Raw genomic sequence first — 23,625 nt, 5'->3', positions numbered from 1 at the left:
AGGCTGCGATCTTTTGATTTTGGCTTTTCAAGATCAAAAGATCGCAGCCTTCGGCAGCTCCTACAGGGATTTGTGTAGGGCTAGGGATCAGTGCAGGTTGAGTTTGCCTGCCGCACGTTCGGTAATTTCCGTGCGTAACTTCAACGAAGGCGCTGCGCGCAGGCGGGCCTCATCGACGACAGCCCTCGGCGCCGTCTCCGGGCTGCCCGAGTCAAACGGCGGCGCCGGCGCATATTCCAGCTGCAACTGCACCAGTTGCGCGGTATCCGCACCCACCAACTCTTCAGCCAGCACCAAGGCAAAATCAATCCCCGCCGTAATCCCGCCACCGGTAAACAGGTTGCCGTCACGCACCACGCGATCCTTCACCGCAATCGCCCCCAGCGTCGGCAGCAGATCGTGATACGCCCAGTGCGTGGTCGCGCGTTTACCCTTCAACAATCCCGCCGCCCCCAGCACCAGCGACCCGGTGCACACCGACGTGACGTATTTCGCCTGAGCAGCCTGACGCTTGATGAAATCCAGCGTCGCTTCATCCTCCATCAACACGCCGACACCGCCACCACCCGGCACACAAATCACATCCAGATCCGGGCAATCTTCAAATGTCGTGGTCGGTTTGAGCAGCAAACCGGTGCTGGCGGTGACCGGCATCAGATCCTTCCAGATCAGATGCACCTGCACGTCCGGCAGCGAAGCGAGCACGTCATAAGGCCCGGTCAGGTCGAGTTGCTGAACCTGCGGAAACAACAGAAAACCGATCTGCAGCGTCATCGTTCTTGCTCCATGAAAAGGGGTGGACGGCTTCACTGTAGGCGCGTAGGTTCTGGCGCATACGCCAATAACCCCACGAATTACGCCAAATGCCCAAAACCATCCACGTACTCGCGTTTGCCAACATGCAGATCCTCGACGTTACCGGGCCCTTGCAAGTGTTCGCCTCGGCCAACGACATCGCCCGCCAGCGCGGCTTGCCGATTCCCTATGCGCCAACGGTGATCGCCAGCGGCGGCGGGGCGGTGATGTCGTCGGCGGGGCTGGCGGTATTGGCCGAACCGTTGCCGCAAGAGGCGAGTGACACGTTGATCATCGCCGGAGGTTGGGGCATTTATCCTGCGGCCGAAGACGTGCCGCTGGTGGATTGGGTGCGCGAGCATGCGGCGAAATGCCGGCGGGTTGCCTCGGTATGTACCGGCGCGTTTCTGCTGGCGGCCAGTGGCTGGCTTGATGGTCGCCGCGTGGTTACGCACTGGACTCGTTGTGAACAATTGGCCCAGCAACATCCGAAACTGCAAGTCGAGGCCAATCCGATCTTCATCAACGACGGCCCCGTTTGGACGTCCGCCGGTGTCACCGCCGGCATCGACCTGGCACTGGCGATGGTCGAAGAAGATCTCGGCAGCGACATCGCGCTGGACGTCGCCCGGCATCTGGTGGTGTTCCTCAAACGCCCCGGCGGTCAGTCGCAATTCAGCGTGACCTTGTCGCTGCAAAATCAGGGCAATCGTTTTGATGAGTTGCACGCCTGGATCGCGGAAAACCTCACCTGCGACCTCGGCATCCCGACCCTCGCCGAACAAGCCGGGATGAGCGAACGCAGCTTCGTCCGCCACTACCGCGCCGACACCGGCCAGACCCCGGCGCGGGCGATCGAATTGATCCGCGTTGAAACCGCTCGGCGATTGCTCGGCGACACTGGATTACCGGTCAAACGCATCGCCGCCAATTGCGGGTTTGGCAGTGAAGAGACATTGCGCCGCAGTTTCCTGCGCGCCATCGGCGTGACGCCGCAGGCTTATCGCGAGCGGTTTTCGGTCAGTGCTGCAACAGATCCAGTAATGCCTTGAGGGTTTGTTCGGGGGCTTCTTCGGGAATGTTATGCCCGACACCGGACAACACGCGCCGCTCATAAAAACCAGTGAAATGCTCCGCGTCTTCATCCTCTTGTGGTGCAGGGCCGACACCGTCGTCGGCACCGCACAAAGAAATGCTCGGCACGCTAATGGCCGGTTGTCGAGTCAGCAAATCTTCCATCGATTCAAACGCCGAATCTCCCGCGACATACATGAAACGGTGGCGATAGGAGTGGATTACCACGTCAACGAAATCAGGGTTGTCGAAGGTTGGCGCACTCAGGGGATAACGCTCGGCGCTGCGCGACCAGGTCGGTGACCACAGCTTCCATAGCAATTCACAAAACTCCCGACGATTTTGCTTCAGGCCCTCAACGCCACGTGGCGTGTGGAAGTAATACTGATACCAGAGCCGATGTTCGGTCTCGGGATCCAGCGGTCGAATCGAGTTCGGGATGTCCTGCAGGTTGTAGCCATCACCGGTCACCAGGCCGCGCACCCGTTCCGGAAATAACGCCGAGACGATGCATGCCGCGCGACCACCCCAGTCATAACCGCAGAGCGTGGCTTGTTCGATGGAGAGTGCATCCATCAAATCCAGCAAATCCTGAGCGAGTGCGGCTTGCTGGCCTGAGCGCAGTGTTTTTGCATCGTTGAAGCGAGTCGGCCCGTAACCGCGCAGGTACGGAACGATGACTCGGTAACCCTGAGCGGCGAGGAGCGGCGCGATCTCGTCGTAAGCGCGAGGGGAATAGGGGAAGCCGTGAAGCAGGATCACCGGCACACCGGTTTCCGGGCCATGCACCTCATAGGCAATGGTCAGGCTGGCGGTTTTGCAGAACAGAATCGCTTTTCCACTCATACCGGGCTCCTGTTATCCGAACAGCACCTTCTGCCAATGATCTTCACTGATGATGGCGATCGGCACGCCGCTGTCTCTTAGCTCAACGGCTTTTTTGATCTTCGTACCATAGCTGCTGTGCAGCCACTGTTCATTGCCGATGCTGCCGATCACCAGATAGTGGATTTTCTTGCTGAGACCTGCACCAATCAGTCCGCCGCGTTCTACGATCAACGATTCACACGCTTTGCGCGGCCCGTAAGCCATAACACCGGTAAACAGAAAAACGCGATCGGCACAGTCCAGCGACGGGGCTGGATTATCGAGCGGCAGGTTGTTGGGCATGCTGAAGGTTGGTGCTGCGCCCACTGGCAGACCGGCGAATTGGTGAAGTATCTCCAGCAATTCCACAGACTCGTCGGCATCCAGCACGCCATCGCTAAGCATGCCTTCAAGACGCCTGTAGAGAGTATTGACTACCGGATCTTCCAGGTGCACCCAGTGCGTTTCGATCCAGGTTTTTAGAAACTCGGCTTCCTGCTGGTTAATCTTGCCGTCGGCGGCAAGCCCTGCAGCAATACCTGCAAGCGCATCCGCCGAACGTCTGTCGATCCGCGCTTCGTGAAAGAAACGGCTGTTTTGAAATTCCTGATGTAAATCGACCATCGATGCTTCTCCTTAAGCCTCAGTTTCCGCCACCTGATTGAAATACTTCGTCCGATCCGGCGTAAACGTCACCACCATTTTCGTCCGCGAGCACGTCAGCGCGCGTTCCTCCCGCAAATCAATATCCAGATCCTCCCCACGCAAGCCTTGCCACTGTGCGAGGTATTTCAGTGAGCCGAATTTTTCGAGTTTTTTCAGGCTGCGGCTGACGCCTCCTTTCCAGCCGAGTACCGGGAGTTCGTTGGCGAGGCATTTGTCAGCGAGGTCGGGGAAGCGGGTGGCGCGCTGGCGGCCGATTTCCCAGCATTTGATCAGGCCTTTGTCGGCGTCTTCCCAGAGTTGGGTGCGGGTCAGGCCGCTGCGCAGCGGCGAGGTGATGGGGCGCTGGACGTGTTGGGTCATTCCGGTTCCTTGAAATTCGGGTTTTGTTGGACAGCTCCGCTGTGCCCGTTGGGTTTGATGGTAGGGGGGGATGTAACGGCTGGCAACAGGGTATTTCAGGGTGTGAGTGCGGGGTGTGGGGGAGGCAATGTTGAACGGCTGTAGTCCGTGGGCTGGCTCAAACTGTGGCGAGGGGATTTATCCCCGTTGGGCTGAGCAGCAGCCCCAAAGTCAGAAAACTCGGTACTTTTGGGGAAATGAGTTGGATGGTTTTGGGGCTGCTTTGCAGCCCATCGGGGATAAATCCCCTCGCCACAGGGGATTTGTATTGGCTGATTAAATGTTGGTGTCAGTCCTACAAATGCGGATGTTTGTGGGGTATTTCCTACAGCCCCCGTCGAACATCACGGCTGCCATTCACTCTTTTCCCCATTCAACTTGCGATCCAGAAAACTCGCCGCGCTGATCAACGCCAAGTGCGTCAGCGCTTGCGGCGTGTTGCCCAGATGCCGCCCATGGCTGTCGAATTCTTCGGCGTACAGCCCCAACGGATTGGCGTATCTCAGCAATTGTTCAAATTCCAGATGCGCCTTTTCCACCTGCCCTGCGCGGGCGAGGCATTCGACGTACCAGAATGAGCATGCGGCGAACGCGCCTTCGGTGCCGGACAGTCCATCAATATTGGCGTCATCGTTGCGATAGCGATAAACCATGCCGTCGCGCACCAGATGTTTTTCAATCGCCTCCAGTGTCGACAACCAGCGCGGATCCTTGGCACTGACGAAACGCACCAGCGGCATCAACAGCATCGAGCCGTCGAGCGCGGTGCCGCCCTTGTACTGGACGAAATGTCCGCGCTCTTCGTCCCAGAAGTTGTCCCAAATATCGGCGTAGATCGCCTGCCGGGTCTGATCCCATTGCGCGAACGGTGCCGGCAGCGAGCGTTTCGAGGCGAGACGAATTGCCCGATCCAGCGCCACCCAGCACATCAATCGTGAATGCAGAAAATGGTGCTGTTCGCCGCGCATTTCCCAGATGCCGACATCGGTGGTCTGCCAGGTTTCGCAGACCTGATCGACCACTTCGCGCACATGCTTCCAGCCTTCGTGGGAAATCGCGTCACCGTACTTGTTAACCAGATACACCGCGTCCATCAGCTCGCCAAAGATGTCGAGCTGGATCTGGTCGTAAGCGCCATTGCCGATACGTACCGGTTTTGCGCCGCCGTGCCCGGACAGATGATCCAGTTCGGTTTCCGGCAACTCCTGTTGCCCATCGATGGCATACAAAATGTTGAGTTTCATCGGCTGCCCGTGGCAATCACTGACCCGTCCGCGCAGCCAGCCCATGTAGGCGTTGGCTTCGCCGACGAAGCCCAGTCGCATGAACGCGTAGACCGTAAACGAAGCATCGCGGATCCACGTGTAGCGGTAGTCCCAATTGCGCTCGCCGCCCGGTGTTTCCGGCAGGCCGAAGGTCGCAGCAGCGAGGATGGCGCCGTGTTTGCGCGAGGTCAGCAGCTTGAGCGCGAGGGCCGAGCGGTTGACTATTTCTCGCCAGCGTCCGCGATAGATCGACTGGCCAAGCCAGTCGCGCCAGAACTTCAGCGTGCGCTCCATGCACAGTTGCGCGGCGCCTTCCTCGAAGCGTGGATCGTCTTCGCCACCGAGCAGGAATGCGGCGGTTTGATCTTGCTTCAAGGTGAATGAAGCGACCGCTGCATTGGCGTCTATCTGCAGCGCTTGATCCGAAGCCAGGCGCAGTGACGGCTGACCTTCGGCGCTGAAAATCACCGTTTGCTCATCCATCCTCGCACGCGTGTCGGCCCGCGCGTAATCGTGGCGCACCGCGCAGCGCACGTGAAAAGTCGCCTCGCCGCTGACTACGCGAACCCGACGGATAAGCACCGGCAAATCATCCTCGCTGTCGCCCACCGGCAGCAGATCGGTGACTTCCACCACCGCACGTTCGCTCAGCCAGCGGGTTTGCAAAACGTTGGTGTCGGGCAGGTAAATTTGCTCGCGTCGCGCATCGGGCAAGTCCGGCGTGATCTGGAAAATCCCCGCTTCCGGCGTGTCCAGCAAAGAACAGAAAATCGACGGACTGTCGAACTCCGGCCAGCAGAAAAAATCCACGCTGCCGCGATCGTTGACCAGCGCTGCACTGCGCATGTCGCCGATGATGCCGTGGGCGTCGATGGGGCTTTGTCGTTCCAGGTGATGCTCAGCCATTGCCGCGAAACTCCGGATAGAGGCTCATGCCGCCGTCGATAAACAGGGTGGTGCCAACGATGTAATCGGAGGCGTCGGAAGCGAGGAAGACCACCGCGTTGGCAACGTCTTCGACATCACCGATACGGCCGTAAGGAATTAGTTTAAGCAGCTCTTGTTCAGCATCGCCGGTGGTCGCGGCGGCATTGATCGGCGTGCGAATCGCCCCCGGCGCGATGCCGTTGATGCGAATGCGTTGATGGCTGACTTCCTGCGCGAGGGTTTGCATCAACTGATCGACGCCACCCTTGGACGCCGCGTAATTGACGTGGCCGGCCCAAGGAATGCGTTGGTGCACCGAACTCATGTGGATGATCTTGCCGGCGGCGCGGGAGACGCCTTCGCGGACGCCCTGACGATTGAAAATCCGCAGCGCGGCGCGGGCGCAGAGGAACTGCCCGGTGAGGTTGACGCCAATCACCGCGTTCCAGTCGTCCAGCGACATATCCACCGCCGGCGCGTCTTTCTGCATCCCGGAATTGGCGATCAGAATGTCCAGCGAGCCGAAGGCATCGAGGGATTGGGCGAATAGTCGTTCGACATCGGCTTCCTTCGAGACATCGGCACCGATGGCCAGCGCCTGACCGCCGTCGGCGATGATCTGCCGGGCCAGTGCTTCAGCGGGCTCTGATTGACGGTTGTAATTGATGACCACCGCAGCACCGGCAGCGGCGAGGGCTTTGGCGGCAGCGTGGCCGATGCCGGAGCTGGCGCCGGTGATCAGGGCTACTTGTCCGGTGAGGGAGATGTGCATGCGATGGCGCGCCTTGAGTGAGGGCCTATTTAGCTGACTGGTCTGGGGCGTTGAGAGTTCAGAGGCGAGATCAAAAGATCGCAGCGTGCCGCAGCTCCTACAGGAGATCGCATTCATGTAGGAGCTGCGGCACGCTGCGATCTTTTGATCTAAAAAGCCTTCACATTCCACCAACAATTCCCCACTTCCACGCCACCCGGCCCTATGGCAACTTGGCGGCCCTTGATGAGGCTGCAGTCCATGGCAAACCCCTACCGCGAATTGTTCAACGCCCCCGGCGCACGAAATTTTGTCCTGGCCGGGATGATCGCGCGCATGCCGATTTCCATGACGGGCATCGGCGTGATCACCATGCTTTCGCAGTTGAAGGGTGGTTATGCGCTGGCCGGTGGCGTGGCGGCGACGTTTGCCTTGGCCACGGCGTTTTGCGCGCCGCAGGTGTCGCGGCTGGTCGACCGTTTTGGTCAGCGCCGCATTCTGCCGGTGTCGGCGTTGATCGGTGGCGGGGCGCTTTTGCTGTTGTTGCTGTGCACGCGGTTGCAGGCGCCGGTCTGGACGCTGTTTGTGTTTGCCGCGCTGGCCGGTTGCATGCCGAGCATGTCGGCGATGGTGCGGGCGCGCTGGACTGAGATCTATCGCGGTCAGCCGCAATTGCAGACGGCGTATGCGCTGGAGTCGGTGCTGGATGAGGTGTGTTTTATCGTCGGCCCGCCGCTTTCAGTTGGTCTGTGCGTCGCGGTCTTCCCCGAGGCCGGGCCTTTGGCCGCGTTGTTGGCGCTGGCGATTGGTGTCACGGCGTTCGTCGCCCAGCGCAGCACTGAACCGGCGGTGCATCCGCGTGAGTTGCAGCATCAGGGTTCGATCATTCGCTCGACCGACATTCAATTGTTGCTGGCGCTGATGATCGCCATGGGCATCATCGTCGGCGTAGTCGATGTGGTCAGCGTCGCGTTTGCGCAACAACAGGGGCAGCCGGCGGCGGCGAGCATTGTCTTGTCGGTGTACGCGATTGGCTCGTGCATGGCCGGCATCGCGTTTGGTGCGATGCGCTCGAAACTGCCGCTGCCACGCTTGTTTTTGTACGGCGGCGTGTCGACGGCGGTGACGACGTTGCCGCTGTTGTTGGCGAGCAATATCGTCGGGCTGGCCATGGCGGTGTTTGTCGCTGGTTTGTTCTTCGCGCCGACGTTGATTGTGGCGATGGCCCTGGTTGAGCGCATCGTGCCGCCGGCCAAGTTGACCGAAGGCCTGACGTGGCTGGTGACGGGGTTGAGTATCGGCGTGGCGATTGGTGCGGCGGGCTCGGGGGCGTTGGTCGATGCCTTTGGCGCGCGCAGCGGGTTCTGGCTGGCGATTGTCGCGGGCGCGGTGGTGCTTGGCTCAGCCGTGCAGAGTTACCGCCACCTTAAATAACCCCGCGATCTCTGGATGGTTGGGGGAGCCTTTGTGGCGAGGGGATTTATCCCCGTTGGGCTGCGCAGCAGCCCCGAAGTCAGAGTGCTCGGTACTTCTGGAAAAATGAGTTGCATGGATTAAGGGCTGCTTCGCAGCCCAACGGGGATAAATCCCCTCGCCACAGGGACGGTGTAAGCGGCGTGGATTGCGCTTTGAGGCGGGATTCGAGTTACCACCCCCGACCCGAATTCACCCAGAAATTCACCGACAACGACGTCGACACCGACTCCACCTGATGGAACCAGCCCTCCGGCAAGAACAGCAAATCCCCAGCCTCCAGCGTCACCCGCAAAAACGTCACGTCGCGCGCCTTTGGGAAGCGTTGATAGTCCGGCGCATCCGGGTTGAAATCGCAGCCATCGAGTCCACCCTCCGGTGCTGTCGACCACGTGCCCAGGGCTTCACGGTGATGCGGCGCGGCGAGGGTGAAGGTCTTCTGCCCCCAGACCTGCGCGAACAAATTATCGGTGTCGTCGCGGTGCAGCGGCGTCAATGTGCCCTTGGGCCCGATCCAGATTCGCGGCGGAATAAACAGCGACGCATCGAAGTAGGCCGGGTACTTGATCTGCTGCATCAACGCCGCCGGCAAGATGTTGTTGCCCATGTAGGCGGGCGGCTCACCGTCCGCGCCTTTGACCGCCGGACTGTCCAGCGAGGCGATGAAATCGGCCATCGACGTCGAACGAAAATCCCGTTCGGTGGAGAAGGTTTTCTTCACGTAATCGCCATGGCGGGTGATGCCTTGCAGCTCGGCGAAATGCACCAGCGATTCTTCGCGGCTGAGTTTGAACAGCGGCCAGTCGTGCAATGCGTTGCTGATCACCACGGGAATGCCGTGGGGCAAATAACGGCTTTTGAACTCAGTCACCGATAGCTCCTCGCGGGCACGCCGTTCGACGTTGACCTGGGTCGGCAGGCTGGCGGTGAGCTTTTCGCTGAAGCGCGGCGGCGTCGGGTAGCGCTTGTTCATGTCGACTTTTTCAGCGACCGCACCGCCACCGTTTCGAGCATGGTCGATGATCTGCGGCAGCATCGTCGCCAGCCCCATGTTGCCGCCAATCTTCAGGCGACCGCTGGCGAACAGCTCTTCGACATTGGCCATGCCGGCCATGATCCCGAGGAAATCCTGTTCCGCGACTTCGATGGTCACGTCCGGGCTCGCATGGCGCCCGACCTCGGTGCGGCTGCTGGCCTTGACCTCAGACCAATAGGCCAACTGCGGGCTAAAAACGAATTGGAAAACACCTTCAATACCGACGGCGCCGGCATTGGCGAACAGTTTGCTCAGGATGCTCTGCAGATCCACGGTGAATCCTCGTTATTGGTTTTATCTGAACGGATAACGAGCACCTGTGTGGGCGATTTAGCCGGCGTCGACTAATTTGCCCGGGCAGTGAACCGTTTCTCTCTACAGACGAATTTTTTTGAGGGAAGTGTGGTGACCCAGCTGACTTTGCTGTGCCTGCCGTATTCCGGTGCCAGTGCGATGGTCTATAGCCGCTGGCGACCGAAGTTGCCGCAATGGCTGCAGCTCAAACCGGTGGAGCTGCCGGGGCGTGGTGCGCGCTTTGACGAGCCGCTGCAGACCGACATGCGCGCCTTGGCGATGCAATTGGCCCGGGAGTTACAGCCAACATTGAAGACGCCTTATGCGTTGTTCGGTCATAGCCTCGGTGCGTTGCTGGCCTGTGAGATGGCCCATGCACTGCGGGCCCTGGGTTGCCCTGAGCCGGTGGCGTTTTTCGCGTCCGGCACGGCGGCGCCGACCCAGCGCGCCGACTACGATCGCGGATTTGCCATCGCCAAGACCGACGCCGAACTGATCGAGCAACTGCGCACGCTCAATGGCACCAGCGAAGAAGTGCTGGCCAATGACGAGTTGATGAGCCTGACCCTGCCGATCCTGCGCGCCGATTTTCTGCTGTGCGGCAAATTCGAGCCGCAGCAGCGACCACTGCTCAACTGCCCGGTGCACGTGCTCGGCGGCAAGGCTGACCGCGCAACTACTGAACAATTGATCGGCTGGAGCAAGGAAACCTCGGGCAGTTTCTCCGTAGACATGCTCGCCGGCGGGCACTTTTTCATCCATGAACACGAAGCCAAAGTGCTCAAGGTGATCAAAGACCAGCTCGATGTACACCATCGCCGCCACGCCATGGCCGCGACCGCCTAAGCACTGCAAATCAGATGTGGGAGCGGGCTTGCTCGCGAATTCGGCGTGTCAGACAAAAAAGATGTCGACGGATACACCGCTTTCGCGAGCAAGCTCGCTCCCACATTTTTGATTTGTGTGGCTGAAAAATCTCCGCTGTACCTCCCGTCTAACAGTTGTTCTCAGTCGCTAATTTTCCGGTCTGCATTCGTTTTATAGGGACGACTACCGAGCAGTTGATCGGCTCGAGGTCAACTCGACATACACCATCGCCGCCACCGCCTAAGCACTGCAAATCAAAAATGTGGGAGCGAGCTTGCTCGCGAATGCGGCGTGTCAGACAAAAAAGATGTCGACGGATACACCGCTTTCGCGAGCAAGCTCGCTCCCACATTTTTGATTTGTGTGGGCTGAAAAATCTCCGCTGTACCTCCCGTCTGACAGTTGTTCACAGTCGCTAATTTTCCGGTCTGCATTCGTTTTATCGGGACGACTACCGAGCAGTTGATCGGCTCGAGGTCAACTCGACATACACCATCGCCGCGACCGCCTAAGCACTGCAAATCAAATGTGGGAGCGGGCTTGCTCGCGAATGCGGCGTGTCAGACAAAAAAGATGTCGACGGATACACCGCTTTCGCGAGCAAGCTCGCTCCCACATTTTTGATTTGTGTGGGCTGAAAAATCCCCGCTGTACCTCCCGCCTGATAGTTGTTCTCAATCGCTAATTTTTCCGGTCTGCATTCGTTTTATAGGGACGACGTGCCTTTGTGCTGCCTGCCTACTGATCCGGATGCCAAGAAATGAATGCAGAAGACTCCCTGAAACTTGCTCGCCGGTTTATCGGGTTGCCCCTGGAAAAGCGCCAGATGTTCCTCGCTGCCTTGCAGAGGGAAGGGGTGGATTTTTCGCGGTTTCCGATTCCGGCCGGGGTCGAGGCCGAGGATCGGCAGGCGCTGTCTTATGCCCAGCAACGCATGTGGTTTCTCTGGCATCTGGATCCGCAGAGCGGCGCGTACAACCTGCCGGCGGCGGTGCGCCTGAGCGGGCGGCTGAATCAGCCGGCGCTGAAGCAAGCGTTCGCCAGCCTGATCGAGCGCCATGAAACCTTGCGCACGGTGTTCCAGCAGCAGCCCGATGACAGCCTGCTGCAAGTGCCGCTGCAACAACCGCTGGAGATCCAGCGCGTCGACCTCAGCGATTTACCCGCTGCCGAACGCGAATGGCGCGTAGCTGCAGCAGCCGAAGAGCAATCGCTGCTGCCGTTCGATCTGGCCAACGGCCCACTGCTTCGCGTGCGTCTGTTGCATCTGGCCGAGCAGGAACACGTGCTGCTGCTGACCCTGCACCACATCGTTTCCGATGGCTGGTCGATGAACGTGTTGATCGACGAATTCTGTCGCTTTTACGATGCCCACGATCAGGGGTACGTGGCCGAGCTGGCGCCGATGCCGGTGCAGTACAGCGATTACGCGCTGTGGCAGCGGCGTTGGCTGGAGGCGGGAGAGCAGCAGCGTCAACTCGATTACTGGCTGGCGCAAATGGGCGACGAGCATCCGGTGCTGGAGCTGCCGCTCGACCGTCCGCGTCCGGTTCTGCCGAGCAATCGCGGCCGTCGCCACGAGCACGTAGTGGAGGCGGCGCTGGTCGAGCAATTGCGCGGCGTCGCCCGGCAGCATGGCGTCACGCTGTTCATGCTGTTGCTCGGCACCTTCAATATTCTGCTGCACCGTTACACCGGGCAGACCGACCTGCGCATCGGTGTGCCCATCGCCAACCGTAACCGCCGCGAGATCGAAGGCCTGATCGGATTCTTCGTCAACACTCAGGTGCTGCGCGTGCAACTGGATGGCCAGACACCATTCGCGGATCTGCTCAGCGCGCTCAAGGAAACTGCGCTCGGTGCTCAGGCGCATCAGGATCTGCCGTTCGAACGGCTGGTCGAGGCGCTGAAACTGGAACGCAGCCTGAGTTACAACCCGCTGTTCCAGGTGATGTACAACCATCAGCCGGAAGTCGCTGACGTCACCACCCTCAAGGTCGGCAGCGGTCTGGAACTCGGCGTGATCGAATGGGAAAGTCGCAGCACCCAGTTCGACCTGAGCCTGGACACCTACGAAAAGGGCGGCCAGTTGCACGCTGCGTTCACCTACGCCAGCGACCTGTTCGACGGCACAACCATCGAACGCATGGCGCGGCACTGGACACATCTGCTGCACAGCATCGTCAGCGATCCACAGCAACGGGTCGGCGAGATCGGTTTGCTGCAAGCGCAGGAGCTTGAGCAACTGACTCAGGACTGGGGTCGTCACGACACAACATGGCCGAGCGAGCGCCCGGTGCATGAGCTGTTCGAAGCGCAGGCCGCGCAAACACCTGATGCCATCGCGCTGATTTTCGACGGTCAGCAACTCACTTATGCACAGCTCAACGCCCGCGCCAATCGTCTGTCTCGCACATTGCTGGCGCAGGGCGTCGGCCCGGAAGTGCTGGTCGGCGTTGCGGTTGATCGCGGGCTGGAGCTGATCGTTGCCATTGTCGCCGTGCTCAAGGCTGGCGGCGCGTATGTGCCGCTGGATCCGCAATACCCGCGCGACCGCTTGCTGTGCATGATCGAAGACAGCGGCAGTCGTTTGCTGCTGACGCAAAGCCATTTACTCGAACGTCTGCCGGTGCCGCACAACGTGCGCAGCCTGTGCCTCGATCAAGCCGAAGCGTGGGAATTTACCGACGACAGCAATCCGCAACGCGCGGTGTGGGCGGATAACCTCGCCTATGTGATGTTCACGTCGGGCTCCACCGGCCGCCCTAAAGGCGTCGGTATCAGCCACGGTGCACTGAGCAAACACGCCTTCGCTTCGCAGCATTACTACGCCTTGAGCGCCGCCGATTGCGCGCTGCAATTCGCCACGTTCAACTTCGATGCCTTCGGCGAGCAACTGTTTGGCCCGCTGACCTGCGGCGCCTCGGTGGTGCTACGCGGCAACGAAGTCTGGGACAGCGAAACCCTGTACCGAAATATCGTTGCACACGGCATCACGGTCATGGACTTGACCACCGCTTACTGGAACATGATTGCCAAGGAATTCGCCGCCGCCGGCCCGCGTGATTACGCCGCGCTGCGTCAGGTTCACAGCGGTGGTGAAGCAATGCCGCCGGAAGGTGTGCAGGCCTGGCGGGTGGCCGGGCTGGAGCACGTCAAGTTGCTCAACACCTACGGCCCGACTGAGGCCACCGTCACCGCAACCACGCTGGATTGCAGCGATTACGTGTTCGGTCGTCAGCCGTTGCCGCTGACCATGCCGATAGGTCAGCCATTGCTGGGACGTCATGCCTATCTGCTGGATGCTGACGCTCAGCCGACGCCGATTGGCGTGGTCGGTGAACTGCTGATTGGCGGTGAGTTGCTGGCGCGGGGTTACTTCCAGCGCGCGGATCTGACCGCTGAACGTTTTGTCCCAGATCCATTTTCCACCACGGGTGCGCGTCTTTACCGCACCGGCGACCTTGCGCGTTTCAACGCCAATGGCCAGATCGAATACGTTGGCCGCGTTGACCATCAAGTAAAAATCCGTGGCTTCCGTATCGAACTGGGCGAAGTCGAAGCGCGTCTGCTAGAACTCGATGCCGTCAAAGAAGCCGTGGTGCTGGCAGTGCAGGGTGGCAGCAGCCTGCAACTGGTAGCGTACGTGGTGCCGAAAGACACCGCTGTGGTTGCCGCTTCAACTGAGGCCCAAGGCGCCGCGCGCGAAACGATCAAGGCGCAGCTCAAAGACAGCCTGCCGGATTACATGGTGCCGACGCAGCTGTTGTTCCTCGGTGCATTGCCGCTGAGCCCCAACGGCAAACTCGATCGCAAAGCCCTGCCGGCGCCGGACGCCAGCCAGATGCAGCAGGCGTTTGTCGCGCCGCGCAGTGCGCTGGAACAGAAAATCGCAGCCATCTGGCAGGACGTGCTCAAGCTCGAACAGGTCGGTCTGACCGACAACTTCTTCGAGCTGGGCGGTGACTCGATCATCTCGATTCAAGTGGTCAGCCGTTCGCGTCAGGCCGGGATTCATTTCAGCCCGCGCGACCTGTTCCAGCACCAGACCGTGCAAGGTCTGGCCAGCGTCGCCCAGCAAGGCAACGTCGCTGTAAGCATCGATCAAGGCCCGGTCAGCGGTGAGTTGCCGCTGCTGCCGATCCAGCAGACGTTCTTCGCCGAAGACATTCCTCAGCGTCACCACTGGAACCAGGCGGTGCTGCTGCGCAGTCATCAAATTCTGAATGCCGAGGCGCTGTTGCAAGCGCTGAATGCCTTACTGGTGCAGCACGATGCTTTGCGGTCGCGCTTCGTTGAAAGCGCTGAGGGTTGGCGTGCAGAAGTGGCGCCGGTCGCGGCGGATCCTGAGCTGTTGTGGACGGCTGACCGTGTCGACGCTGATGATCTGCAAGCGCTGTACGCCAAGGCCCAGCAAAGCCTGAACCTGCAAAACGGCCCGCTGTTGCGCGCGGTACTGGCGACCGTCGCCGATGGCGGTCAGCGTCTATTGCTGGCCGTGCATCACTTGGCGGTAGACGGTGTTTCGTGGCGGATTTTGCTCGAAGATTTGCAACAGGCTTATCAGCAAGCAGTGCAAGGCACGAGCATCAAACTGCCGGCCAAAACCAGTTCGTACAAGGCTTGGGGCGAGCATCTGCAAGCCTATGCCGCGACTGAAGCGGTGCAGGCCGAGCTGCGTTTCTGGCAGCAACAACTCGACGGCGCGGCGCTGGATCTGCCGTGCGACAACCCGCAGGGCAGCTTGCAAAGTCGCCACGCTCAGGTGCTGCACAGTCGCCTCGACAAAACCTTCACCCAACAACTGCTGCAACAGGCGCCGGCGGCTTATCGCACGCAGGTCAACGACCTGTTGCTGACGGCGCTGGCGCGAGTGATCTGCCGCTGGAGCGGACACGCCGACACGCTGATTCAACTGGAAGGCCACGGTCGCGAAGACCTGTTCGACGACGTCGACCTGACCCGCACTGTCGGCTGGTTCACCAGCCTGTTCCCGGTGCGCCTGACCCCGGCGGATTCGCTGGCGGACGCGATCAAGCAGATCAAGGAACAACTGCGCGCGATCCCCAACAAGGGCATCGGTTTTGGCGTGCTGCGTTACCTCGGCGACGACGCGGCGCAAGCCTCGCTCAAAGCGCTGCCGCTGCCGCGTATTACCTTCAACTACCTCGGCCAGTTCGACGGCAGTTTCGATGTCGAGGAGGGCGCACTGTTCAGCCCGGCCGGTGAGCGCGCCGGGCTGGAACAAAGTCTCGATGCGCCGCTGGACAACTGGCTGGGCGTCGAAGGCCAGGTGTACGACGGTGAACTCGACCTGCGCTGGACGTTCAGCCGCGAGCAGTTCAACGAGGCGACCATCGCCCGTCTGGCCGACGAATACACTGCTGAATTGCAAGCGCTGATCAGCCATTGCTGCCTGCCGGAAACCATGGGCATCACGCCGTCGGACTTCCCGTTGGCGCACATCGCTCAGGCACAACTGGATGCGATCGCAGTGCCAGCCGCCGGCATCGAAGACATTTATCCGCTATCGCCGATGCAGCAAGGCATGCTGTTCCACACCTTGTATGAACAGGGCACCGGCACTTATATCAACCAGCTCTGCGTCGATGTCGACGGCCTCGACCCCGAGCGTTTTCGTGCGGCGTGGCAAGCGACCATGGACGCCCACGACATCCTGCGCAGCGGTTTTATCTGGCAGGGTGAATTGCAGGAGCAACTGCAGATCATCCATCGCCGCCTCGAGTTGCCGTACGCCTTGCTCGACTGGCGCGCGCGCCCTGACATCGCTCAGGCACTGAAGGATTTCACGGCTGCCGATCTGGCGCAGGGCTTCGATTTGACCGCGGCCGGCCTGCTGCGCGTAACGCTGATTCAAATCGCCGATCAGCGTCATCACTTGATCTTCACCAACCACCACATCCTCATGGACGGCTGGAGCAGCGCGCAGATGCTCGGCGAAGTGCTGCAGCGTTATGCCGGCCAGCAACCGCCGCGTCCGCTGAGCCGTTACGCCGATTACATCCAGTGGCTGCAACGTCAGGACGGCGCCGTCAGCGAAGCGTTCTGGCTGGCGCAACTGGCCGACTTCCACGAACCGACCGTGCTCGCGCAAGCGGCGGCGGGTGGCGGTGAGGTGCGTGCCGAGCGCGGGCATGCGCTCAAGCATTACGCGCTCGACGCAGCGCGTACGCAACGCCTGAACGAGTTTGCCCGGCAGCAGAAAGTCACCGCCAACACCTTGGTGCAAGCCGCGTGGTTGCTGCTGTTGCAGCGTTACACCGGCAGCGCTTGCGTGGCGTTTGGCACCACCGTCGCCGGGCGTCCGGCGGAACTGGTTGGCATCGAGCAGCAAGTCGGTTTGTTCATCAACACCTTGCCGGTGATCGCCGGTTCGCGTCCGGATCAAAGCGTAGCCGCATGGCTGGCGGCGGTGCAGGCGCAGAACCTCAGCCTGCGCGAGTTCGAACACACGCCGCTGGCGAACATTCAGCGTTGGGCCGGGCAGGGCGGCGAGTCGTTGTTCGACACGCTGCTGGTGTTCGAAAACTTCCCGATTTCCGAGGCGCTGCAACACGGCACCGCGCAAGGCGTGGTGTTCGGCGAAGTGGCCAACCAGGATCAGACGCACTACCCGCTGACGTTGGGCGTGACGCTGGGTGAAACCCTCGCGCTGCACATGAGTTTTGATCAGGCGCATTTCAGTGTCGCGACTGTCGAGCGTCTCAGCGCGCAACTGCTGCACCTGCTGGAGCAATTCGCCGAATCTGCCGAGCGCAGCCTCGGTGAAATCGCCTTGGCAACGGCTGAGGAACACACCCGGCAGATCCTCGAAAACCAGCCACAGGCGTACCCGGTCGAACTCGCCGTGCATCAGCGCTATGCCCGATTGGCGGCGCAACAGCCGGATCGCACCGCAGTGATTTTCGACGGCAAGCATTTCAGCTACGGCGACATCGATGCCCGCGCCAACCGTCTCGCTCATGAGCTGGTGGCACGTGGCGTTGGCGCCGAAGTGCGCGTCGGTGTCGCGCTGCCGCGCAGCGAAGGTTTGATTGTCGCGCTGCTGGCGGTGCTCAAGGCCGGCGGCGCTTACGTACCGCTGGACACCAGTTACCCACGCGAGCGGCTGGCGTATCTGATGGAGGATTCCGGTCTGGCGCTGTTGCTGACCGATTCGCGGGTGACGGCGCAATTGCCGATCGCTGACACCCTGACCGTGCTGGAACTCGATCACCTCGACCTCAGCGCTAACCCGGCGCAGGCACCGATCGTGGCGCTGGATCCGCACAACCTTGCGTACGTGATTTACACCTCGGGTTCCACCGGCAACCCGAAAGGCGTCAGCGTCAGCCACGGCCCGCTGGCCATGCACTGCCTGGCCATCGGTGAGCGCTACGAAATGCGCGGCAGCGATTGCGAATTCCACTTCATGTCGTTCGCTTTCGACGGCGCCCACGAGCGCTGGCTGACCAGCCTGACCCACGGCGGCTCGTTGCTGATTCGCGACGACAGCCTGTGGACGCCGGAGCAGACCTACAACGCGATGATCGAGCACGGCGTGACCGTGGTCGCGTTCCCGCCTGTGTACCTACAACAACTGGCCGAACACGCCGAACGCGACGGCAATCCGCCCAAGGTGCGTATCTACTGCTTCGGTGGCGATGCGGTACCGAACGCCAGTTTCGAACGGGTCAAGCGTGCGCTGAATCCCGAGTACATCATCAACGGTTACGGCCCGACCGAAACCGTGGTCACGCCGCTGATCTGGAAGGCCGCTCGCGACGAACCGTGCGGCGCCGCGTACGCGCCGATTGGTAGCCGCATCGGTGATCGCAGCGCCTACGTGCTGGACGCCGATCTGAACCTGCTGCCGCAAGGCATGGCCGGTGAGTTGTATCTGGGCGGCAGCGGTGTGGCGCGGGGTTACCTGAACCGCCCGGCGATGACCGCCGAGCGTTTTGTCGCTGACCCGTTCAGCCGTAGCGGCGGCGTGCTGTATCGCACCGGCGACTTGGTGCGCCAGCGCGCTGACGGCACGTTCGATTACCTGGAACGTATCGACAATCAGGTGAAAATCCGTGGCTTCCGCATCGAACTCGGCGAGATCGAAGCCAGTCTGCAAGCCCTTGATGGCGTGCGCGAAGCGGTGGTTGTGGCGCAGGAAAGTGCCGCCAGCAAACGCTTGGTCGCCTACGTGGTCAGCGACTCGCCGCGCGAAGATTTTGCCGAGCAATTACGTGAGCAGCTCAAAGCAACGCTGCCGTCGCACATGGTTCCAGCCTACGTTTTGCGTCTGGAGCGCATGCCGCTGACCCCGAACGGCAAGCTCGATCGCAAGAACCTGCCGAAGCCGGATGTCAGCCAATTGCAGCAAGTCTATGTCGCGCCGCAAAGCGCGCTGGAGCAGCAACTGGCGACCATCTGGCAGGACGTGTTGAAGCTGGAACGCGTCGGCCTCAGCGATAACTTCTTCGAGCTGGGCGGCGATTCGATCATCTCGATTCAAGTGGTCAGCCGCGCTCGTCAGGCCGGTTTGCGCTTCACCCCGAAAGATCTGTTCCAGCATCAGACCATTCAGGCGCTGGCCGCCGTGGTGCAAACCGGCGAGCCGCTGCAACTGATCGATCAACAACCGGTGACCGGTGCAACGGCGCTGCTGCCGATTCATCAATGGTTCTTCGCCCAGCCGATCCCTGATCGTCATCACTGGAACCAGTCGGTGATGCTCAAACCGACCCAGGCACTCGACGCGCAAGTGCTCGAACAAGCACTGGACGCACTGGTAGCGCATCACGACAGTCTGCGTCTGGACTTTGCCGAACAGGCGCAAGGATGGTCGGCGCAGTACCGCGATGTCGCGACGCAAGCGGGCGAAACCGTGCTGTGGCAAGTCGAGGTCGCCGATGTCGCGGCGCTCGAAGCGCTGGGCAATCAGGCGCAGCGCAGCTTGCAACTGAGTGACGGTTCGCTGATTCGCGCGGTGCTGGCGAACCTCGCTGATGGCACTCAACGCTTGTTATTGGTGGTTCACCACTTGGTGGTCGATGGCGTGTCATGGCGGATTCTGTTCGAAGATCTGCAGAGCGCTTATCGGCACATTCTGGGGGGTGCGACTGTGCAACTGCCGGCCAAAACCAGTGCGGTCAAAGCCTGGGCCGAGGCGCTGCAAGACTACGCCGCGAGCGCGCCGTTGCAGGCCGAACTGGGTTTCTGGCAGCAACAGCTGCGAGGCGCTTCGACTGAGTTGCCTTGCGACAACCCGCACGCCGGTCAGCAACACAATCAGGCGCAATCGATCCGCACGCAACTGGACAAAACCCTGACCCGCCAGCTGTTGCAGGAAGCCCCGGCGGCCTACCGTACGCAAGTCAACGACCTGCTGCTGACCGCGCTGGCGCGGGTGATGGTGCGCTGGACCGGCGACGACAGTGTACTGGTGCAACTGGAAGGTCATGGTCGCGAAGACCTGTTCGACAACGTCGATCTGACCCGCACCGTTGGCTGGTTCACCAGCGTGTTCCCGTCGCGATTGGCGCCGGTCGCCGACCTCGGCGCTTCGCTGAAGCAGATCAAGGAGCAACTGCGCGCGATCCCCAACAAAGGCATCGGTTTCGGTGCCCTCGCGCACCTTGGCGACGCCGCTGCACAGCAAGCGCTGCAAGCCTTGCCGAAACCGCGCCTGACCTTCAACTACCTCGGCCAGTTCGACGGCAGCTTCGATGCCGGCGACGACGCCTTGTTCGTGCCGACCAGCGAATCCGGCGGCGAAGAAGTCAACATGGCCGGCCCGCTGGGCAGCCCGTTGGCGCTGGACGGCAAAGTCTTCGGCGGTGAGCTGGATCTGAGCTGGACGTTCAGCAGCGAGATGTTTCACCCGGCGACGATCCAGCGTCTGGCCGACGATTACCTGCAAGAACTCACCGCACTGATCGCGCATTGCTGCGACAGCGCCAATCGTGGCGTGACCCCTTCGGACTTCCCGCTGGCGACGCTGACGCAGGCGCAACTCGACGTGTTGGTGCAACAGCCGCAGTCCGTCGATGACATCTACCCGCTGTCGCCGATGCAGCAGGGCATGCTGTTCCACACCTTGCTCGAACAGGGCGGTGGCGACTACATCAACCAGATGCGTCTGGACGTCGACGGCGTTGATCCGCAGCGTTTCCGCGCGGCGTGGCAAGCGGTGGTCGATGCGCACGACATTCTGCGCAGCGGGTTCTTCTGGCAGGGCGATCTGGATCAACCCGTTCAAGTTGTGCAGCGCCATCTGGAGGTGCCATTCCGCGTGCTCGACTGGAGCGCTCAGACTGATCTGGACGCGGCACTGCAAACCCTTGCCGATGACGAGCGCGCACAAGGCCTGGATTTGAGCGCTGCGCCGTTGATGCGCCTGGTCTTGGTGCGCATTGCTGCCGATCGTCATCACTTGATTTACACCAACCATCACATCCTGATGGACGGCTGGAGCAGCGCGCAGTTGCTCGGCGAAGTGTTACAGCATTACAGCGGTGAAGCGGTGGCGCGGCCGAGTGGGCGTTATCGCGATTACATTGGCTGGTTGCAAAAACAGGACGCCGGTGCCGCGCAAGCCTTCTGGCTCCAGCAATTGCGTGAACTGGATGAGCCGGTGCGTCTGGCGCAGGTGTTTGCGGCGCCGACGCAAAACGTCGAGCCTCACGCTTATGCGCAGCATCGGGTGCAGCTGGATTCGGAACAGACTCAGCGGTTGAGCGACTTTGCCCGCGATGCAAAAGTGACGGTCAACACGCTGGTGCAAGCGGCCTGGCTGCTGCTGTTGCAACGTTACAGCGGCAAATCCTGCGTGGCTTTCGGCGCGACGGTGTCGGGGCGTCCGGCGGATCTGCTCGGTGTAGAACAGCAGATCGGCCTGTTCATCAACACCTTGCCGGTCATCGCCAGCCCGCGTCCGGAGCAGCGTCTCGGCGACTGGTTGCACGGCGTGCAGGCGCAGAACCTTGCATTGCGTGAGTTCGAACACACCGCGTTGTTCGACATTCAGCGCTGGGCGGGATTGGGCGGTGAGGCGCTGTTCGACACTATTCTGGTGTTCGAGAACTACCCGATTTCCGAGGCGCTGGAACAGAGCTCGCCGCAAGGCCTGCGTTTCGGTGCCGTGGATGATCTGGAACAAACCAACTATCCGCTGACGCTGTCGGTCAGTCTCGCTGCCGAACTGGCGGTGCAATTCAGCTATCAGTGCGCACAGTTCGCTCCTGCTTCGGTCGAGCAAATGGGCCTGCACCTGCAACGCTTGATGCTGCAAATGATCGACGGCAGCGAACGTGCACTGGGTGAATTGAATCTGCTCGACGCCGCCGAAACCGATCAGCAACTGTTGGCGTGGAATGCCAGCGCAGCGCCTTGGCCCGAGTCGCGTTGCATCCACCGGTTGATCGAAACGCGCGCCAGCCAGACGCCTGACGCGACAGCGCTGGTGTTCGGTGAGCAATGTCTGACTTACGCCGAGCTGAATGCGCAGGCCAACCGTCTGGCCCATCGCCTGATTGCCCAAGGGGTTGGCCCGGATCGTCTGGTCGGCATCGCTTTGGAGCGCGGCGTGGAGATGATCGTCGGCTTGCTGGCGATCCTCAAGGCCGGTGGCGCTTACGTGCCGCTGGATCCGCAGTACCCGAGCGATCGTTTGGCGCACATGATCGAAGACAGCGGTTTGCAGTTGTTGCTGACTCAAGCGTCGTTGCTGCAAGTGCTGCCAATTCCGGCCGGTGTGCAGACGCTGGTGCCGGGCTCCCTCGAAGAGCCGATCAGCGCTGCACAGGCGGCCAATCCGCAGGTGGCGGTCGACGGCGATAACCTCAGCTATGCGATCTACACCTCGGGTTCCACCGGCAAGCCAAAAGGCGTGATGGTGCGCCACGCGGCACTGGTCAATTTTGTCGCGAGCATGGCCCGTGAGCCGGGGCTTGTGGCGACTGACCGCGTGCTGTCGCTGACCACGTTCTCCTTCGATATCTTCGGGCTCGAGTTGTACGGCGCGCTGTTCAGCGGGGCTTGCGTGGTGCTGGTGGACAAGCAGAGTGCGCACGACCCGCAGGCGCTGCTGCAGATCATCGATCAACAGCAGGTCAGCGTGGTTCAGGCGACGCCGTCGACCTGGCGGATGTTGCTTGATCATCCACAGGCTGCACGGCTCGCGGGGCGTAAATGCCTGTGTGGCGGTGAAGCGCTGGCCGAGGATCTGGCCGCACGTCTGCTCGAGGTCGCCGGGCAAGTCTGGAACCTTTACGGGCCGACGGAAACAACGATCTGGTCAGCGGCTTATCAACTGACGGCCGAGCAGCGCCAGCCTTACCTTGGTGGGCCGATTGCCAACACCACGCTGCACATTCTCGGCGAACACTTTGCGCCAAACCCGGCCGGTGTGATCGGTGAATTGCTGATCGGTGGCGATGGTCTTGCGCGGGGTTATCACGAGCGGCCGGCGCTGACCGCCGAGCGCTTCCTGCCCGATCCGTTCGGCAACGGTGCGCGGCTGTATCGCACCGGTGACCTGGCGCGTTATCGCGCTGACGGGGTGATCGAGTACCTCGGGCGCGTTGACCATCAGGTGAAAATTCGTGGCTTCCGCATCGAGCTGGGTGAAATCGAAGCCTGCCTGTTGGCGCAGCCGTCGATTCGCGAAGCTGCGGTGGTGGCGCAGGAAGGGCCGGGTGGCTTGCAACTGGTGGCCTACCTGATTGCGGCGAAGCCACAGGACGCCGAGCTCGCAGCCCTGCGCGACGCGTTGAAATCGGCACTGGCACCGTTACTGCCCGACTACATGATGCCGGCGCACTGGATGTTGCTGGAACGTTTCCCGCTGACCCCCAACGGCAAGTTCGACCGCAAGGCGCTGCCGCTGCCGGACGCCAACCAATTGCTGCGCGCCTACGTGGCGCCGGATGGGGCGCTGGAACACAGCGTCGCCGCCATTTGGCAAGACGTGCTCAAACTCGACCGGGTAGGGCGCGACGACAACTTCTTTGAACTGGGTGGACATTCACTGTTGGCGACTCAGGCCACCGCGCGACTGCAACTGGAGCAAGGGGCGGCGGTGCCGCTGGATCTGCTTTTCGGCACCGCATCGCTGCGCGAGTACGCCGAACAACTGGCTGTTCACCTGACACCTCACTCCAGCGAAGACCTGAGTGAGATGCATGATTTCCTGGCAGACCTGGAGACCCTTTGAA

The 23,625-nt window shown here is 61.1% G+C and carries 11 protein-coding genes; 4 read left to right on the top strand and 7 right to left on the bottom strand.

Annotated features, from left to right (window positions below; translation table 11 throughout):
* Positions 1–87: 87 nt before the first annotated feature.
* The gene (gene inhA, locus ACZZ0D_RS14820) at positions 88–774 is read right to left on the bottom strand and encodes an isonitrile hydratase (RefSeq protein WP_463553653.1); all 687 of its coding nucleotides are present in this window, start codon (positions 772–774) and stop codon (positions 88–90) included.
* 89 nt (positions 775–863) lie between these two features.
* Here inhA and ACZZ0D_RS14815 point away from each other — a divergent pair, with 89 nt between their 5' ends.
* Entirely contained in the window at positions 864–1,847 is a 984-nt protein-coding gene (locus ACZZ0D_RS14815) for a GlxA family transcriptional regulator (protein WP_053118818.1), read from the top strand.
* Here ACZZ0D_RS14815 and ACZZ0D_RS14810 read toward each other — a convergent pair.
* The 5 genes from ACZZ0D_RS14810 to ACZZ0D_RS14790 all read right to left on the bottom strand — a co-directional run bounded on the left by ACZZ0D_RS14810 (position 1,816) and on the right by ACZZ0D_RS14790 (position 6,765).
* Positions 1,816–2,715, bottom strand: coding sequence for an alpha/beta fold hydrolase (locus tag ACZZ0D_RS14810; RefSeq protein ID WP_463553652.1), 900 nt, complete (start codon positions 2,713–2,715; stop codon positions 1,816–1,818). The two genes, ACZZ0D_RS14815 and ACZZ0D_RS14810, sit on opposite strands and share 32 nt — an antisense overlap.
* 12 nt (positions 2,716–2,727) lie before the next feature.
* Entirely contained in the window at positions 2,728–3,360 is a 633-nt protein-coding gene (locus ACZZ0D_RS14805; protein ID WP_463553651.1) for a BRCT domain-containing protein, read from the bottom strand.
* A 12-nt stretch (positions 3,361–3,372) separates the two neighbouring features.
* Positions 3,373–3,762, bottom strand: a complete 390-nt coding sequence (locus tag ACZZ0D_RS14800) for a hypothetical protein (protein ID WP_463553650.1) — start codon at positions 3,760–3,762, stop codon at positions 3,373–3,375.
* Positions 3,763–4,145: 383 nt separating this feature from the next.
* Positions 4,146–5,972 carry a glycoside hydrolase family 15 protein gene (locus tag ACZZ0D_RS14795; RefSeq protein ID WP_463553649.1) on the bottom strand — a complete coding sequence of 609 codons (1,827 nt, stop codon included), beginning with the start codon at positions 5,970–5,972 and terminating at the stop codon, positions 4,146–4,148.
* Positions 5,965–6,765 (bottom strand): glucose 1-dehydrogenase, encoded by an 801-nt coding sequence (locus ACZZ0D_RS14790; RefSeq protein WP_463553648.1) that lies wholly within the window; start codon positions 6,763–6,765, stop codon positions 5,965–5,967. Before ACZZ0D_RS14790 ends, ACZZ0D_RS14795 begins: the two co-directional genes overlap by 8 nt.
* Before the next feature lie 240 nt (positions 6,766–7,005).
* Here ACZZ0D_RS14790 and ACZZ0D_RS14785 point away from each other — a divergent pair, with 240 nt between their 5' ends.
* Positions 7,006–8,178 (top strand): MFS transporter, encoded by a 1,173-nt coding sequence (locus ACZZ0D_RS14785; RefSeq protein WP_463553647.1) that lies wholly within the window; start codon positions 7,006–7,008, stop codon positions 8,176–8,178.
* Positions 8,179–8,389: 211 nt separating this feature from the next.
* Here ACZZ0D_RS14785 and ACZZ0D_RS14780 read toward each other — a convergent pair whose 3' ends face one another.
* The gene (locus ACZZ0D_RS14780; protein ID WP_463553646.1) at positions 8,390–9,526 is read right to left on the bottom strand and encodes a cupin-like domain-containing protein; all 1,137 of its coding nucleotides are present in this window, start codon (positions 9,524–9,526) and stop codon (positions 8,390–8,392) included.
* A 132-nt stretch (positions 9,527–9,658) separates the two neighbouring features.
* Between ACZZ0D_RS14780 and ACZZ0D_RS14775 the strand changes: the two genes are divergently transcribed.
* Both ACZZ0D_RS14775 and ACZZ0D_RS14770 read left to right on the top strand, forming a co-directional pair.
* A complete protein-coding gene (locus ACZZ0D_RS14775) occupies positions 9,659–10,393 on the top strand; it encodes a thioesterase II family protein (RefSeq protein WP_463553645.1) in 735 nt (244 codons plus the stop codon).
* 781 nt (positions 10,394–11,174) lie between these two features.
* A complete protein-coding gene (locus tag ACZZ0D_RS14770; protein WP_463553644.1) occupies positions 11,175–23,624 on the top strand; it encodes a non-ribosomal peptide synthase/polyketide synthase in 12,450 nt (4,149 codons plus the stop codon).
* Position 23,625 lies beyond the last annotated feature (1 nt).

It is taken from the genome of Pseudomonas sp. AC193 (genome assembly GCF_979258075.1).
The sequence above is the reverse complement of the archived record's forward strand: the minus strand, read 5'-3'. Positions and strand labels throughout refer to the sequence as shown.